Source organism: Solidesulfovibrio carbinoliphilus subsp. oakridgensis, from assembly GCF_000177215.2.
Classification (GTDB): Bacteria; Desulfobacterota; Desulfovibrionia; order Desulfovibrionales; family Desulfovibrionaceae; genus Solidesulfovibrio; species Solidesulfovibrio carbinoliphilus.
In genome coordinates this window covers 2,184,937-2,201,198 of sequence record NZ_CM001368.1, presented here as the reverse complement: position 1 = coordinate 2,201,198, position 16,262 = coordinate 2,184,937, and the positions used below count along the sequence as shown (strand labels likewise).

Sequence of the window (16,262 nt, the reverse complement as noted above, 5' to 3'; positions counted from 1 at the left end):
GGGGCCGCGCGTCGGTCCGGCGCAGTCTTTTCGCCTCGCAGGCCGCCGGCCCGGGGAAGCCGTTTTTAACGCCTACCAGGGGAAAGAGCCCCCATCCCGGATGACGAGGCCGGGCCGGCCATGATCCGCATCAACGAAATTCTGGACAAGACCGCCGTCTACCTGACCGAGGCCGAACAGGCGATCATCACCAAGGCCTACGTGTTTTCCGCCGCGGCCCACGCCGGCCAGGTCCGCCTGTCCGGCGAACCCTACCTGTCCCATCCCCTGGAGGCGGCCGGCATTCTGGCCGACATGCGCCTCGACGCGGCCAGCGTCGCGGCCGGGCTCCTCCACGACACCGTGGAGGACACCAAGGCCACGGTGGACGAGATCGAGGAGCTTTTCGGCGACGAGGTGGCCGACATCGTCGACGGCGTGACCAAGATCAGCCTCATCCCCTTCGAGTCCAAGGAGGAGGCGCAGGCCGAGAACATCCGCAAGATGATCCTGGCCATGGCCAACGACATCCGGGTGGTGCTGGTGAAGCTCGCCGACCGGCTCCACAACATGCGCACGCTCGAGTTCCAAAAGCCGGTCAAGCGGGCCCTCATCGCCCAGGAGACCATGGACATCTACGCGCCCCTGGCCAACCGGCTGGGGCTGCACCGCATCAAGACCGAGCTCGAGGACCTGAGCTTCAAGTACTTGAAACCCGACGTCTACAGCCAGATCAAGGCCGGGGTGGACCGCCACCACACCCTGGACGAGTCCTATATCGAGCGGGTCATCGGCCAGATCCGGCAGATGGTCGGGGAAAACAACATCAAGGCCCGCATCATCGGCCGGCGCAAACACCTCTGGAGCGTTTTCAACAAGATGCGCGTCCAGGGGCTGACCATCGACCAGGTCCACGACCTGGTGGCCTTCCGCGTCCTGGTCGAGACCATCCGCGAATGCTATTCCGTGCTCGGCTTGGTCCACTCCATCTGGAAGCCCGTGCCCGGGCGTTTCAAAGACTACATCTCCATGCCCAAGGCCAACATGTACCAGAGCCTGCACACCACCGTGGTCGGGCCGGACGGCGAGCGCATCGAGATCCAGATCCGCACCGTGGAGATGAACAGGCTGGCCGAGGAGGGCGTGGCCGCCCACTGGAAGTACAAGGAGCGGGAGAAGGGCAAGTTCAATCCCAAGGACGTGGAGCGGTTCACGTGGCTGCGCCAGATCATGGACTGGCAGCGCGAACTCAAGGATTCGCGCGAGTTCGTGGCCAACCTGCGCTTCGACCTCTTCCAGGACGAGGTCTACGTCTTCACGCCCAAGGGCGAGGTCAAGGAGCTGCCCGAGGGGGCCACGGCCGTGGATCTGGCCTTTCTCATCCACACGGCCGTGGGCGAGCACTGCGCCGGGGCCAAGGTCAACGGCCGGCTGGTGCCCCTCGAAACGCCGCTCAAAAACGGCGACACGGTCGAGATCATCACCGACAAGAACCGCCGGCCCAACCGGGACTGGCTCAAGTTCGTCAAGACCGCCAAGGCCCGCACCCGCATCAAGCATTTCATCCGCACCGAGGAGCGGGTCCATTCCATCGCCCTGGGTCGGGAGATGCTCGAAAAGCAGGGCCGCAAGGACGGGGTCAACATCCAGAAGGCCATCAAGGACGGGACCATGCTCGGCGTGGCCCGGGAGCTGTCCTTGCCGGGCGTGGAGGACGTCCTTTCGGCGGTCGGCTATTCGCGCATCACGCCGAAGAAAGTCATCAGCCGGCTTTTGCCCAAAAAGGAAGGCGAGGAGGCCGACGTCCACCTGAAGATGGAGGCGCCGGCCTCGCCGGCCGACGGCCTGGCCCATACCAAGGGCAAGACCGGCGAGGGGGTGCGCATCCAGGGCGTGGACAACGTGCTCGTGCGCCTGGCCCAGTGCTGCAACCCCGTGCCCGGGGATCCCATCGTCGGCTACATCTCCCGGGGCCGGGGCGTGGTGGTCCACACCCACGACTGCCCCAACGTCCCCAACCTCGAATCCGAACGCCTGATCCAGGTCAACTGGGAAGGCGAGAAGGAACAGCCCTATCCGGCCGGCCTGTCCATCCTGGCCAAGAACCAGAAGGGCGTGCTCGGCAAGATCTCCCACGTCCTGGTCGAGGAAGGGGTCAACATCGATTCCGGCACCATCCATTCCAACATCGACGGCACAAGCCAGCTCCTCTTTCGCGTCGAGGTCCGGGATTCCGGCCACCTCTACCGCACCATCGACAAGATAAGCCGCCTGGAACAGGTCCTGGCCGTCAAGCGGCAGGCCGTGACCGACGAGCTCGGTTCCGACCCCGACGACAACATGATGGACCGCGGCTAGGTCCCGGCGCCGTGCCCCCCGGGCTGCCCTTTAGCCCCGCCAGTCCGGCCCGGCCTTGCCGGCAAACGGTCCCCGCCAAGGCAAAACACCCCGGCTTGCGGCCGGGGTGTTGGAAATTGGCTGGGACAAAGGGGCGGCCGGACCGGCCGGTCACCCGGAACTGTCGACCGGCGCGGCTTGCTCGGCCAGGATCGAGCCGACCAGGGCCGCGTTCATGATCGAGCCGGCCGAGCCGCCCGTGGCCGCTGCGGCCGTGGCCGCGGTGAAGGCCGAGGTGGCCGCCACCGAGACCGCCGGCGCGGTGAGGCCCGAGGGGTCCAGGCCGAGGGAGGACAGCCGGGAGGCGAGGGCGGCGGTGGTGGCGGCGGAGGCGGCGTTAAACGAATGGGCCCGGCCGGCCATGTCGGACACCCAGGCCGCGCCGGCGTTGGAGGCCATGGCCTTGAGGTCGGCGGCGGCGCTGGCGGCCTGGGCCGCGTTGGCCGCGGCCACGTCCGCCAGCGTGGTGGTGGTGGCCGGCACGGTGATGCCGCCAAGGGCGGTGTTGAGGCTGTCGGTGGCGGCCTGGCGCTGGGCCTGCGAAGTCGCGGCCCCGAGGTTCGTGTTGTAGGCGGTCAGGGCGTCGAAATACTGGAACTGGACGCTCGATTGGGCCTCGGCCGGCACCAGGCTCTTCATGGTGGCGTTGAAATCCGCCTGGGCCGTGGTGATGTCCGCGCTGCGGGTGGCCGAGGAACTGGCCTTGTTCTGGGCGCTCGTCAGCTTGGCGCAGGCCAGCGAGTATTGGTAGGCCCAATTGGCGACGTCGCTGGTGGTTGGCGAAGTGGTGGTCGTGGCCATGTGCGCCTCCGGGCGGCAGGATCCGGCTCCTGGGTGTGACAGAGCCGTATGGCCCGGGGAAAAGCAAGAAGGCTGCCATCCAAAAACAGGGCTAGAATAACTGAATTTTCCATAAATTGCGGTTCGGGCCAGGCAGATTTTGCCGCCCCGCCAGCCTCTCCGTCCTTTCCCGCCGTCACGCACTCTCCACACGGCCGTCACCCCGGCTTCAGCTTCCCAAGGCACAAGGGTAACGCTCGGTCCCCGCGGGAGCCCCCGTCCGGGCCGGGTCCCTGACAACCCTTCGCACAGTGGAGAAACGCCATGGGACATCTTGACGTGGATCGGTTCCGGCAGGTCTTGCGCGACATGCTCGAAACTTTAAACGGCCAGTCGCGGGACACCCTGGACGTCCTGGCCCGGGAAGTGGCCGCCTTTGCCGACGTGGCCGACCGGGCCACGGCCGAATCGGACCGGCATCTCACCATCCTCATGCGCGAACGCGACCGCCAGCTCATCGGCGAAATCAACGAGGCCCTGGCCCGGGTCAAGGACGGGGACTACGGCATCTGCCAGGAGTGCGGCGAGGAGATCGGCCTGGCCCGGCTCCGGGCCCAGCCGACCGCCACGCTCTGCGTCCACTGCAAATCCATGCTCGAGGAAATGGGCCGGCCCTACATGGTCGCGGCCCGGGGCGAGACGGCCTTTCTGGAAGAATAGCGGCCGGCCTTGACCCGCCCCGATCCGGTCCGGGCAGTCGGTGGCGGGGACGGCGGGCGCCTCGTGTTGCGACCCTTCAAAAAATACGCCGGTATTTTTTACGAGAAGACAAGTAGGTGGGATGGTTACCCCTGAAAAAATGCAGGATTTCAGGGACGCGACACGAGGCCGCCAGGGGCGGCGTCCGGCAGGGCCAGCACGGCCAGGACCCCGCCCGACGGACCGGGTTCGAGGGTGAGCGTGCCTCCGAGTTCCTCGACGTTGCGTTTGGCAATGGGCAGTCCCATGCCGACGCCGACGGCCTTGGTGGTGAAAAACGGGTCAAAGACAAAGGGCCGGATGTCCTCGGACAGGCCCGGTCCCTGGTCCGCCACCTCGATGCGAAGCCCCGCCCCCTGTCGGCGGAAAGCCACGGCGATCGGCTGGTCCGCCGCCGGGGCGCAGGCCTCCAGGGCGTTGGCCACAAGCTCGGTCAGGGCCTCCACCGTCAGCGCCGCGTCCAGCCGGACAAACCCGGTCCCGGCGTCCAGGAGCAGGGGGGCGTGGAGACCGGTGCGGACCTCGGCCATGTCCATGGCCCGGCCGGCCAGGTCGGCCGGCCGGACCATGGCCGGCGCGGCCTCGCGCCGCCGGGCGTAGGTGGAGACGGCCCGGACCACGGCTTCGAGGCGCCTGGCCCCGTCGAGGATCATGGACAGGGCTTCGGCCTCGGGATCGTCCGGGGGCCGGCCGCGCAGCAGCCGGCCGGCAAAGCCGCCGATGACCATGAGGGGATTTCGGATCTGGTGGGCCACGGCCAGGGAGAACCGGCCGAGGCTCTCGATCCGCTCCCGTTGCGCGGCCTGGACGCCAAGGAGCATGTCCCGCTCCCGGTCGTGGAGCCGGTGGATCTCCGTCACGTCGTCGATCTCGATCAGGATGCCGAAAATCTTCTCGTTTTCCAAAAGGAGCGACCCGGACAGGCGAAAGTGCCGGTCCGCGCCGTCGGGGTGGCGGTAGCGCAGGGAGAGGGGCTCGGGTTTGCGGCCGTGCTTGATGGGCGCGGCCAGAAACCGGACCAGGGCCCGGGGATCTTGGGCCCGGCCGATGATGTCCCGGGCCCGGGCCGGATCGGCCAGGGCCTGGGCCGGCTCCCCGAGCAGGGCCGAGGCGGCCGGGTTCGAGGCATAGACCAGCCCCCGGACGTTGCAGATGACCACGCCGGCCGTGAAACTGGCCAGCAGGTCGTGGAAATAGGTGGAATGGGCGAACGTCAGCATGGCGGCCCCGGGGGTTGGAGGTGCGGCCAAGCCAGTATGGGAGCCGGCCGTTACGGCCGTATGACGGGCCGGCGGGAGACGGTTTTGTCGGAGTTGCGGACAATTCTGTAGCCCGGACGGGGGGAGCGTTTTGCAAGTCCCGGCAATTGTTTGCGAAGAGATTGGACCGGATATTGCTTTTGCAACCGTATGGAAACTCTGCACACACGCTACGGACCGGTGCCCATCGAAGGGAAGGCGGACCGCCATCCCGACGGGACGCCGTCTGCGGCCTACGTCGACGCCCCCGTGGCCTTTGAAACCTCCCTTGGCCGGCTCACCCCCCAGCACACCATCGACGACCGCCGCCGCCTGCACAAGCCGCCGGTGACCTTTTTCCAGAACGGGCAGGTCCGCTCCCTGCCGCTCGAAAACCGGACCGTGGTCGAAACCCCGGCCGGACCGCTGCCGGCCGAGCTGGTCACGTTCCACGAAAACGGGGCCGTGGCCCGGGTATTCCCCTTGAACGGCAAGCTGTCCGGCTACTGGACCGAGGCCGACGAGGGGCGGCTGGCCGAGACGCTGCGCCTGCGCACCCCCCTTGGGCCCCTGGCCGGCAAGTTCGTGGCCGTGGCCTTCGACCCCGAGGGGCGGCTTCGCAGCCTGACCCTCTGGCCGGACACGGAACTGCCCGTGCCGACCCCGGCCGGCAACGCGCCCGTGCGCCTGGGCCTCTCCTTTCACCCCGGCGGGGCCCTGCGGTCCGTGGAGCCGGCCCGGCCGCTGGAGGTCCAGACCCCGGTCGGCCCGGTCTGGGCCTATGATCCGGACGCCGTGGGCATAAGCGGCGACGACAACTCCCTGGCCTTTGACGCAGCGGGGCGGATTTGCCGGGTGGCCACGGTGCGCACGGCCATCACCGGGCGCGGGCCGGACGGCGGCCGGCTCGAAGCCGCGCCGCTCGTGCGCGAAAGCATCTGCGGCGACGGCGACCATGAACTGACGCCGCTTGTCCTCGAATTCGACGCCGAGGCGGTCACGGTCAGGCATGGCCCAGGCCGGCCCGAAGCAGTGTGGCCCCTGGCCGCAACGGCCTTTGCGGCCCGGCCTTTCGTCTCGGCCTTTGCCGTCTCGTTCGCGCCTAAACAATGTTCCATGTAGCCAGGTAGCCCTTGACGGCTCCCCCTTGCTGCCTGATATAGGCAAAGCATCGAAGCCTGTCATCGGCCGGACCGCCTCTTGTGATGGCGACCCTTCCGGCCTGCGGCGTGTTCGCGGCATTGGTCCCGTGGACGCGCCCGCGCCTGCTCGCTGCGGGCGAAAGCCAGGCTTTTGCGCCTTTTCGGGCGGCAATGCGCCCGGATCATGACGCCTTGCAAGGAGGAGTTTCGTGGTTAAAGCCACCGGTGTTTTCCTGGCTGTCTTTTTGCTGCTCGCAGCGTCCGTGGATTTCGCCTCGGCCAAACGGCTCGGCGGGGGCGGCTCCATCGGCAACCGCCAGTCGTTTTCCCAGACCACCCGTCCGGACACGGGCGCCCCGTCCGGGGCCTTCGGGTCCCAGCAGGCCGCCCCGAGGCAGGCCCCCATGGGCGCACCGGGCGCCGGGGGCGGCATGTTCTCCCGGCCGGGCCTCGGCGGCATGCTGGGCGGCCTGCTCGTCGGCGGCCTGGTCGGATCGATGCTCTTCGGCGGCGGCCATGCCGTGGGCGGCGGCGGACCCGGCCTGCTCGACATGCTGCTGATCGGCGGCGGCCTGTACCTGCTCTACCGGTTCATCCGGTCCCGCCGGACGGCTTCGGAAGGACCGTCCATGGCCCGCACCTACGAGGCCGCGCCCGTGCCCCCGGTCCGGGAGCCCCTGCGCGAGGCGGCGGCGAACGGCTGGTCCAACCTCGGCGCCTCGCCCCAGGCCGGCGCGTCCGCTCCGGCCGGGCCGCAGGTGCCGGCCGGCTTTGATGTCGACGACTTCCTGACCGGAGCCAAGGCGCTCTTCGGCCGGCTCCAGAAGTCCTGGAGCGCCCGGGACCTGGCCGACATCGCGGCCTTTTCCACCCCGGCCTTCATGGAGGACGTGCGCAAACAGGCGGCCGCGGACCCGACCCCCACGCCGACCGACGTGCTCCTGGTCGACGCCAAGCTGCTCGAAGTCCGCAGCCAGGGTACGACCACCATCGCCTCGGCCTACTTCGACACGCTCCTGCGCGAAGATCCCAAAGCCGGCCAGCCCGAGCAGGTCCGCGAAGTCTGGCACTTCGTCCGCCGCAATGACACCCCCGGCGACACCTGGCGCCTCGACGCCATCCAGCAGCTCGACGCGTAGGGGGAGAGAAGAATTGGGGCGCTGCCCCAAACCCCGCCGGGGGGAATCATTCCCCCCGGACCCCCCGATAAACGAAAAGGGCCGTCCGCGTGACAAGCGGGCGGCCCTTTTTTATGGGCGAGGGCTCCCCGAGGAGTTTTTCCGGGCACTATCCCCGCATGGCTCGGGTTGCCCAACCCCGTTCGGGGGGACCGGGGGGGATGATCCCCCCCGGCGGGGTCCGGGGCAGAGCCCCGGTCTCTGCGTCGTCCTCCTCCAGCCTGCCGGGCGCCGTCGCCCGGCAGGCTGGCCTTTCGGTCGGCCACACGGTAGGTTGGCCCCATCCGCAGGGACTCGCCGAGAGCCCGCCGGCCGGTGCCGCTCCGGCGCCGATCCGCCCGGCTTGGATGCAAAAGGCCGATCATGACCGAAAAACCGCTTTTTCGCCGGGCCGTGATGGCCGTGTGGCTCGTGTCCGTGGCCGTGACCGTGTACGTGTCGTTGCGCGACCAGATCGAGCTGCCCGTGGATTTTTGGAACGCGGACAAGCTCTACCATGCCCTGGCCTACGCCTGGCTCGGCGGGCTGCCGCTGTGGGCCTTTGCCAACGGCGAGCGGGCCCGGGCAGCCGCCTACTGCATGATCCCGCTCGGCGGGCTCCTGGAGTGGGGCCAGTCGTTTCTGCCGGCCCGGTCGGCCAGCATGGGCGACGCCGTGGCCAATGCCCTGGGCGTCTTTGTCGGCCTGTGGCTGTCCGAAGCCCTGATGCGCCGGTGCCGGGGCTGTCAGGGCATCCGCGGCTAGACCGCCGGTTTTCTCCTTTTTGTCCTTCCCGGTCGGCCGGGCCGTGGCGCGAAAAGCGACATGGCCGGCCGCTGCCGTGGCGCGCCGGTGGCCCCATCCGTGCGCTGACATTTGGGGTGCATCACCCGGCCATGCCTTTGTCCGATACATTCCATTAAATTGGCGCATGGGCGATTTTGCCGGTCCGCAGCATTGTCATAAACCCCGGATTGCCGTACCTTTATTTCCAAAACTCTAGTCAGGAGGGGGACCATGGGGCATGCAGGCAACAAGGGCGCGCGGCTTTTGGCCGTAGTGGGCCTTGCCGCGGTCGGCCTGGGGCTTTTTCTGGCCCTCGGGCCGCCGAAGCTTCTGGCCAAGTCCGAGTCACCGGATTTCTGCGCCTCCTGCCACGTCATGGAGGCCGAGTTCGAGGCCTGGTTCCACCAGGGGGCCCACAAGCGCATCCGGTGCGTGGACTGCCACCTGCCAAACGACAACCTGCCCAACCACTTCGTCTGGAAGTCCATCGACGGCATGAAGGACGTGGTGGTGTTCCATTCGGGCCGGGTGCCGGACCCGATTCGGATTTCGGACCACGGCAAGGCGGTGGTCAAGGCCAACTGCATCCGCTGCCATGCCACGGCCGTGGAGATGATCGGCCAGGAGCGTTTCTGCTGGGACTGCCATCGCCGGGTCATGCACAAAAACGTCGGCGTGCCCGCCACCCGTTAACCGCCAACCGGCCACGGCCGAAAAAGGGATAGCCATGCGGGGCAAAATGTATCGCAAGACAATGGTGGGCCTGGCCCTTGCCGCCTTCCTGTTCGTCCCCTACGCCTGTTCGCCGCCCAAACCCGAGCCCGTCAAGACCGTGGTCATCCCGGACGGGGAGATCGACCCGACCGTGTGGGGCAAGGCCTATCCGGAAGAATACGAGTCCTGGAAGATGACCGAGGTGCCGCAGCCGTCGGGCAAGAGCAAGTACAAGCGCGGGTTCACCACGGACAACATCACCTACGACAAACTGGCCGAATTTCCCTACATGGCCCTTTTGTTCAACGGCTGGGGTTTTGGCGTGGAATACAACGAGCCTCGCGGCCACGCCTACATGCTGCGCGACCAGCTGGAGGTCGACGCCACCCGCCTGAAGGCCGGCGGCGTGTGCCTGAGCTGCAAGACGCCCTACGCCCCGATGCTGGTCAAGGAAATGGGCGTCGAGTATTACAAGCTGCCCTTCAAGGATGTTCTTGATAAGATTCCCGAGCAGTTCCGGACCCTTGGCGTGGCCTGCATCGACTGTCACAACAACAAGGACATGACGCTCAACCTGTCGCGCGGCTTCACCCTGGTGCCGGCCCTCGAATCCATGGGCGTGGACTGGAAAAAGCTGACCCGCCAGGAGATGCGCTCGGTGGTCTGCGCCCAGTGCCACGTCACCTACAGCATCCCCAAGAACGCGGACATGCAGTCGGTGGGGCTTTTTTTCCCCTGGCAAAACGGCAAGTGGGGCGGGATCACCGTCGAGGACGTGATCAAGAAGCTGCGCAGCGACGACTCCTTCAAGGAATGGAAGCAGACGGTCACCGGGTTCAAGCTGGCGTTTATCCGCCACCCGGAATTCGAATTCTTCTCCAACAACAGCGTCCACTGGAAGGCCGGGGCCTCGTGCGCCGATTGCCACATGCCCTACACCAAGGTCGGGGTGCACAAGATCTCGGACCACCGGGTGACCAGCCCGCTCAAAAACGACTTGAAGGCCTGCATCCAGTGCCACTCCGAGACCCCGGACTGGCTGCGCGAGCAGGTCTTCGCCATCCAGGACCGCACGGCCTCGCTCCAGATCCGGGCCGGCAACGCCACGGCCGTGACCGCCAAGCTGTTCGAGGCCGCACACAAGGCCAGGGACGCGGGCAAGGCCATTGACAAGACTCTCTACGACACGGCCAAGGACTACTACGAGGAGGCCTTCTACCGCTCCCTGTTCATCGGCGCGGAAAATTCCATGGGCTTTCACAACCCGACCGAGGCCCTGCGGATCCTCGGCGACTCCATCGCCTTTGCCGTCAAGGCCGAGGGCTACCTGCGCCAGGCCCTGACCAAGGCCGGGGTGGAGGTGCCGCTCAAGGTCGACCTGGAACTGGCCAAGTACCTGGAGGGCCGGGGCTCGAAGAACCTGCCCGGCCACCCGGAGATGGAATTCAAGGACCCCATGGGCCTGCAGGAACGGTTCTAGTTCCCCCCGTTCCCGGAAAACCGGCGCGCCCGCCTGTGTATGCACAGGCGGGCGCGCTTTTTATGGGGACACAGGGGGGACTAATAGGACGGCGCGATCCAGGAGTAGCGGTACGGATCGGGCGCGGGCAGGGGCGCGGGAGGCACGGCCGGCGCGACCATCACCGGCGCCGGGGCCATGGCCACATATTCCTCCGGCGGCGACGGGTCGTCCTCCACCGTCCAGTTCTGGGTGTAGGTTTCGGTGTAGACGGTGCCGGCCAGCGTGAAGCCGGCAGGCCACAGGGACAGCAGCGCGGCGATGGTGCAAGCCCGGATAAGGGTGCGCATACGATTCCTCCCTGACGCCATGGCGTCATGCAGCACAGGGGAGGGAAAGCAAGGGCGATGCCAGGGGTCCGGCCGGACCGGGCGGGCTGGAGACGGCCGGCACAGCGTTTCCGACCAGGGAAATTTGCCGAGGACGTTTCGGCGGTTACCGCGCCCCCGCCCGGCGGCGGCCAGGGGCCGGGCCTCCTCGCGGCCGGGCGCCGGCCGGGGGAAGCGGGAGGACGGGCTGGGCAACGCGGCGTCTTTCAGGAAAAAAGACGAAATATCGTGAAACTCCCGGGGGACCAGGGAACCGTCCGTGTCTCCCGAGCCGGTATTCGTCGTATCGTGAAAGTGATATCGAGTTGCGGGGCCGATGGCACAACCGGAAATTCGTTGACAGGCAATTTCCTGTTTTCTACTTGTTGATGCATACGCATTGCAAGGAGACGATATGCATCGGCCCGCCGCCTTTCCGGTCGTGGTATTGCTGTTCTTCTTTTTCCTGGCGTTCCCGCAACGTTCCCCGGCCGACGAGCAATCCGACTACGACCAGGCCGTGGCCGAGGCCCAGGCCAACGCGCAAAACCCGTCCGCCTGGTCGGTCGACAATCTCAAGGTCATCACCGGCCCGGGTTCCGGCGACGGCAACACGTATGTCGACGGCAGGCTGGTGGCGGCCACGTTCACCAAAGAGTCCTACAACCTGGGCGCCTTTGCCGGCGGTCCGGGCACGGTCTACGGAACCGCCGCCACCAGCGCCACCTGGGTGACCATCGGCGGCGAACTCAAGTCCCATCTGGCCGGCCTTGGCGTCACGGCGGCCAACGTCCATCTCGAGACCTCGCGCGCCCTTGGCATGTCCGCCACGAATTCCAACAACCTGATCGTGGAGATGCTCGTCACGCCGGATGGCAACACCATCGAGCGGCCGACCAGGGACCCGGCCGTGGCCGCCCAGCCGCGGTCCCTTGGCACCAACGCCGCCTTTGTCCAGCCGACCGGCATGAGCGACGGAAGTTTCGCCAATTTCAAGGCCTATTACGCCAACTGGCTGGCCGAGGCCTACGGTTCGAGCCATTTCCCCTGGACGCAGCTCGGCTACACCTACCTCTGGGGACAGGGCGAGGCGCTGGCCAATATCCGGGGGCTGTCCGAATTCATCCTGCTCGGCGGCACGTCCTACACGGTCTACGCCCTGTACCCGCTGACCGCCTACCTCTACACCGCAGGCAACGGCTCCGGGGATTTTCACGTCACGGGCGACCTGGACACCCTCTGGGCCGGGCGGCTCTTCCAGCCGCGCGGGGACACGGTCCTGCTCGACCCCGGGGCGACGGTGTCCGGCGGCCAGGGCCTGCTCGTCTCCTCGCCCGGCTACACCGTGGTCAATCACGGCACCATCACCGGCACGACCACGACGAAGTTCGGCCTTTCCGGGACCGAGGACACGGCCGTGCTCTTTCTCGGCCAGACGCCCACGGCCTCGGCCCTGGCCGACCCGACCGGCAGCGGCAACACCCTGGTCAATACCGGGAGCATCGATTCCCCGGGCACGGCCGTCCGGGCCCTGGCCGGCGACACCGTCATCCGCAACACCGGCAGCATTGCCGGCGGCGAGTACGCCGTGCGGACCGGGGAGGGGGCGGACCGGCTGGCCGTGGCCGGCGGCCTCCTGTCCGGGCGGGTGGACCTCGGCGGGGGCTACGACAGCCTGACGGCCACCGGGGCGTCCACCCTGGCCTTTTCCCTTTCGCCGCTTGGCACGACGCCGGCTCCGGTGCAAAACGTCGAGGCCGTCCGGCTCGGCCCAGGCACCTCCCTGACCCTGACCTTCGAGAAAACCGGCTACGTGGCCCATGGCCAGACCTATACGCTCATCAACGCCCAGACGGTATCCGTGCCGGCCTCGGGCCTGCCGGTCACGAGCGACCTGCCCATGGTGCGGGGCGTGGCCGTCTCGGACGGGGCCAACCTGACGGTGACGGGACTGCGGGACATGGGCTGGTACACCCGGGCCGCGGCCGACCGGTCCCTGGGCGCGGCCCTGGACGCGGCCGCCGCCACGGTCAATCCGGGCATGGAGGGCCTCCTTGGCCTGCTGGACCGCTGCGGCGACCCGACCGGGGCCACGGCCCAGCTCGGCCCCGCGCCCCAGACCCGGGCCACGGTCCTGGCCGTGGACGCGGCCTCGGCCTTCAGCAGCGCCTTTGCCGGCCGCATGCGGGGACTGCGCGGCCAAAGCGGCGAGGCCCGGGGCCTGACGCCGGCGGGATTCCTGGACCAGGACCCGGGAGCCGGCGACCTCGGCGACGTGTCCAGGTCCGCGTTTTCCGGGCGCGTGGCATTTGGCCCGTCGCCCTGGCGGGCGGCCCTGCCGGCCGGCGGCGGCGCGACGCCGGGGACGGCCGCCGAGGGCCGGCTGGAGGCGTTCGGCTCCCTCTACGGCGGCCATGGCCTGGGCCGGGCCGGGGGCGGCGCGCCGGGCTACGACAGCGACCTGACCGGGGCCATGGGCGGCCTCGGCATCCGGGCCCTGCCCGGGCTTCGCCTGGGGATTCTCGGGGGCTATGCCTGGTCGCGGGCCGACTTCACGGCCGGGGGCGGCAAGAGCGACGACCACATCTGGCGTATCGGACCCTATGCCTCCCTCGATTTCGCCCCGTACGCCGTGGACGCCCTGCTGACCTACGGCGTGCACCAGGTCCACGCCGAGCGGCCCATTCCCTTCTTTGGGGCGACGGCGGACAGCCAGAGCACCATGCGCGACCTGCTCGCCTACCTGCGGGCCGGCCGCACCGTGGACCTTGGCGCCGCCTTTGTGGCCGAGCCGTTCCTCGAAGCCCAGTACCTGCGCCTTTTCCGCCAGGCCTACGGCGAATCCGGGGCCGGGGAGGCCAATCTGCTTTTCCCGGCCGCCGACAGTGCGTCCCTGACCTCCGTGCTCGGCCTGCGGCTGGCCAAGACGTTCGAATGGGGCAATCTGGCCCTGGAGCCGGACGTGTGGGGCGGCTGGCGGCACGAATACGCCGACGTGAACCCGCGGGTCACGGCGGCCTTCGAAGGGGCGCCCGGGCAGGGATTTGCCGCGCCCGGCGGGAAGGCGGACCGGGATCAGGCCCGGTTCGGGGCCGGGCTTTCGCTGCGGGGCTCGGGCGGGCGTTCCCTGTCCGTGCGTTGGGACAACACGGCCGGGGCCACACGGTCGGACACGGCCCTGGCCGTGGGGGTGCGGCTTACGTTCTGAGGACGCGACACTAGCGCACCACGATGACCGTGCACGGCGCGATCTGGACCAGGCGGGTGGACACGCTGCCAAGGAGCAGGTGCTCCACGTCGTCCTTGCCCCGGCTGCCGAGGTAGATCTCGTCGGTCCCTTCTTCCCGGGCGATGCGGGCCACGGTCTCGGCCGGCCGCCCGGGCACGGCCAGGGTGCGGATGGCCACGCCCCGGCCGGCCGCGAATTCCACGGCCTCGGCCAGGATCTTCTTGGGCTCGCGCAGGATGTGGGCAAAGGTCGTTTCGAAGTCCGCGGCGTCGCAGTCGAAAAAAGTCAGGGCTTCCACGACCGTGACGGCCAGGATGTCGGTTTCGCCGCAATCGGCCTCGGTGAGGGCCCGATCCAGGGCCCGAAGCGACGGCTGGGAGCCGTCCAGGCACACGATGCATTTTTTCATGGCCGCCCCACGCTGCCCCAGGCGGTTTGACCCCGGCCGCTACTCCATGTGGAGCACCACGGCAAAGGCGTTGAACATGGCCCAGACCTTCTGGCCGGCGGCCAGCTCCAGTTCCCGGGCGCTTTTGGTGGTGACCAGCGCGCAGAGCCTGGTCCCGTCGGACAGGGCCACGATGACCTCGGAGGTCAGTTCCCCCAGGCGCACCAGTTCGACTTCGCCGAGAAACCGGTTGGTGGCCGTGGCCCGGGGCATCTCGGCGCAGGTTTCGAGCACCACCCAGGGGGCCTTGATCTCGGCCGTGACGAAGCTTCCTTCGGTCACGCCGAGGTTTTTGATGCTCTCGTTGGTGATGACCGAAGACACGGCATGGCCGCCCAGGCTCTCGACCACCACCCGGGACTGGATGTCGCCCTTCTGGACCTGGGCCACCCGGCCGAAAAAGGCGTTGCGGGCGCTGGTGCGGCGGGTTTCCCGGGTCAGCACCTGCCGCTCCACCTTGCGGCGCTGGTCTTCGGGCAGGTGGAGGAAGGCGGCGGTCAGGTCGGCCGTGGAATGGCCGAGGATGCGCTGGACCACGGGCAGGGGCACGTCGTCGCGCAGGAGCTCCACGGCCCGGGACCGGCGGATGGTGCTCGGGTTGACCAGCTCCTTGGTGAAGCCGCACTCCTCGGCCCGCTCGTAGAACTTGCGGCGCACGTGGCCCTGGTCGAGCTTGAAAAGCATGCCGCGAAGCGCCCCGTAGGCCGGGTCCTCGAACACCGCACCCAGGGCGTCGCCCAGTTCGGCCGGTATCTGGACTTCGCGGCCCTCGCCGTCGCCGCCGCCGAGCATGACCGACAGGTTGTCGAGGTTGACGTCCAGACGGTCGTTTAAGGCCAGGACCTCGCCGAGGCGGGCCCCGGTGTGGCGCAGGAGCAGAAAGATCAGGCGGACCCGGTTGCGCGACACGGCCACGTCCGGCCGGCCGGCCCGGTCGGTCCAGGCGGAGAAGGCTTCCGAGAGGCGGGTCAGCTCCAGGGTGTCCAGAAACTTCACGTCGTCCGGCACGGAAAAGATCCGGGCCGCGCGAAAACGCTTGCCCGCCGGTTCCGGTCCCGGGCTTTTCACATCATTCATGGGTTCTCCCGAGGTTGTGGCCATGGGCCAAAATCCATGGCCGCAGCCGGAAAGTCAAGGCCGGCAGGCGACTGGCACGCCAAGGGGAAAAGCCATGCCACAGACAGGGGAATGAACCGGCGCCGGGGGCCTGCGCTGTCGCATCCATGAAAAAAGTACCTGCTTTTTACATGGATAACCATCTAGTATAATTATTTTCTTAAAAATGCCGGCGAATTTCTAAGGGTCGCACCCCTAGACCCGACTGGCCACGACCTCGATCTCGACCAGCACGTCCCGGGGCAGCCGGGCCACTTCCACACAGGAGCGGGCCGGATAGGGCTCGCGGAAATGGCTGGCGTAGACCTCGTTTATGGCGGCGAAGTCGTTCATGTCCTTGATGAAAAGGGTGGCCTTGACCACGTGGTCCAGGGTCAGGCCGGCGGCGGCCAGGATGGCGGCCACGTTCTTGATGCTCTGATGGGCCTGGTCGACCACGGTGGTGGCGGCGACCGTGCCCGTGGCCGGGTCGATGGGGGTCTGGCCCGAGACAAAAAGCAGGTCCCCGGCCCATACCCCCAGGGAATAGGGGCCGATGGCGGCGGCCTGGTCGGCGGCAACGGTTTGCTTGGCCATGCGGTACTCCTTGCGGCGTCCGAAAGACGCGGGAATGTGTCGGTGAAACATGCCCCCCCGGACCGGCGGCGTCAACAGGGCGGCCAGCCTGGAATCCGGGCGGCAGGGAGGCAG

14 protein-coding genes are annotated in these 16,262 nt (G+C 68.0%); 8 read left to right on the top strand and 6 right to left on the bottom strand.

The features are described 5' to 3' along the window. Nucleotides 1-120 precede the first annotated feature (120 nt). Nucleotides 121-2,337: a RelA/SpoT family protein gene (locus DFW101_RS09580; RefSeq protein WP_009181311.1), complete on the top strand. Its 2,217-nt coding sequence runs from the start codon at nucleotides 121-123 to the stop codon at nucleotides 2,335-2,337. A 150-nt stretch (nucleotides 2,338-2,487) separates the two neighbouring features. Here DFW101_RS09580 and DFW101_RS09575 read toward each other — a convergent pair whose 3' ends face one another. Then, nucleotides 2,488-3,177 (bottom strand): hypothetical protein, encoded by a 690-nt coding sequence (locus DFW101_RS09575; RefSeq protein WP_009181310.1) that lies wholly within the window; start codon nucleotides 3,175-3,177, stop codon nucleotides 2,488-2,490. A 303-nt stretch (nucleotides 3,178-3,480) separates the two neighbouring features. On the opposite strand from DFW101_RS09575, the gene dksA reads away from it, so the two are divergent. Continuing rightward, entirely contained in the window at nucleotides 3,481-3,876 is a 396-nt protein-coding gene (gene dksA, locus DFW101_RS09570) for an RNA polymerase-binding protein DksA (RefSeq protein WP_009181309.1), read from the top strand. Nucleotides 3,877-4,025: 149 nt separating this feature from the next. Here dksA and DFW101_RS09565 read toward each other — a convergent pair whose 3' ends face one another. Continuing rightward, nucleotides 4,026-5,135 carry a two-component system sensor histidine kinase NtrB gene (locus tag DFW101_RS09565; RefSeq protein WP_009181308.1) on the bottom strand — a complete coding sequence of 370 codons (1,110 nt, stop codon included), beginning with the start codon at nucleotides 5,133-5,135 and terminating at the stop codon, nucleotides 4,026-4,028. Nucleotides 5,136-5,324: 189 nt separating this feature from the next. On the opposite strand from DFW101_RS09565, the gene DFW101_RS09560 reads away from it, so the two are divergent. The 5 genes from DFW101_RS09560 to DFW101_RS09540 all read left to right on the top strand — a co-directional run bounded on the left by DFW101_RS09560 (nucleotide 5,325) and on the right by DFW101_RS09540 (nucleotide 10,432). Then, entirely contained in the window at nucleotides 5,325-6,275 is a 951-nt protein-coding gene (locus tag DFW101_RS09560) for a hypothetical protein (RefSeq protein ID WP_009181307.1), read from the top strand. A gap of 229 nt (nucleotides 6,276-6,504) precedes the next feature. Further along, on the top strand, nucleotides 6,505-7,434 hold the full coding sequence (locus DFW101_RS09555) for a Tim44 domain-containing protein (RefSeq protein ID WP_009181306.1): 930 nt from the start codon (nucleotides 6,505-6,507) through the stop codon (nucleotides 7,432-7,434). A 402-nt stretch (nucleotides 7,435-7,836) separates the two neighbouring features. Then, on the top strand, nucleotides 7,837-8,217 hold the full coding sequence (locus DFW101_RS09550; protein ID WP_009181305.1) for a VanZ family protein: 381 nt from the start codon (nucleotides 7,837-7,839) through the stop codon (nucleotides 8,215-8,217). A gap of 252 nt (nucleotides 8,218-8,469) precedes the next feature. Then, nucleotides 8,470-8,931, top strand: coding sequence for a cytochrome c nitrite reductase small subunit (gene nrfH / locus DFW101_RS09545; protein ID WP_009181304.1), 462 nt, complete (start codon nucleotides 8,470-8,472; stop codon nucleotides 8,929-8,931). A 46-nt stretch (nucleotides 8,932-8,977) separates the two neighbouring features. Next, the gene (locus DFW101_RS09540) at nucleotides 8,978-10,432 is read left to right on the top strand and encodes an ammonia-forming cytochrome c nitrite reductase subunit c552 (protein ID WP_232285947.1); all 1,455 of its coding nucleotides are present in this window, start codon (nucleotides 8,978-8,980) and stop codon (nucleotides 10,430-10,432) included. 80 nt (nucleotides 10,433-10,512) lie between these two features. Here the strand turns inward: DFW101_RS09540 and DFW101_RS09535 are convergent, their stop codons facing one another. Continuing rightward, on the bottom strand, nucleotides 10,513-10,761 hold the full coding sequence (locus DFW101_RS09535; protein WP_009181302.1) for a hypothetical protein: 249 nt from the start codon (nucleotides 10,759-10,761) through the stop codon (nucleotides 10,513-10,515). Nucleotides 10,762-11,194: 433 nt separating this feature from the next. Between DFW101_RS09535 and DFW101_RS09530 the strand changes: the two genes are divergently transcribed. Beyond that, a complete protein-coding gene (locus tag DFW101_RS09530; RefSeq protein ID WP_009181301.1) occupies nucleotides 11,195-13,987 on the top strand; it encodes an autotransporter family protein in 2,793 nt (930 codons plus the stop codon). A 10-nt stretch (nucleotides 13,988-13,997) separates the two neighbouring features. On the opposite strand, the gene DFW101_RS09525 is transcribed toward DFW101_RS09530, so the two are convergent. The 3 genes from DFW101_RS09525 to DFW101_RS09515 all read right to left on the bottom strand — a co-directional run bounded on the left by DFW101_RS09525 (nucleotide 13,998) and on the right by DFW101_RS09515 (nucleotide 16,148). Continuing rightward, a complete protein-coding gene (locus DFW101_RS09525; RefSeq protein WP_009181300.1) occupies nucleotides 13,998-14,417 on the bottom strand; it encodes a universal stress protein in 420 nt (139 codons plus the stop codon). A gap of 39 nt (nucleotides 14,418-14,456) precedes the next feature. Then, nucleotides 14,457-15,533: a TOBE domain-containing protein gene (locus DFW101_RS09520; RefSeq protein WP_009181299.1), complete on the bottom strand. Its 1,077-nt coding sequence runs from the start codon at nucleotides 15,531-15,533 to the stop codon at nucleotides 14,457-14,459. Nucleotides 15,534-15,767: 234 nt separating this feature from the next. After that, entirely contained in the window at nucleotides 15,768-16,148 is a 381-nt protein-coding gene (locus DFW101_RS09515; RefSeq protein WP_009181298.1) for a RidA family protein, read from the bottom strand. Nucleotides 16,149-16,262 lie beyond the last annotated feature (114 nt).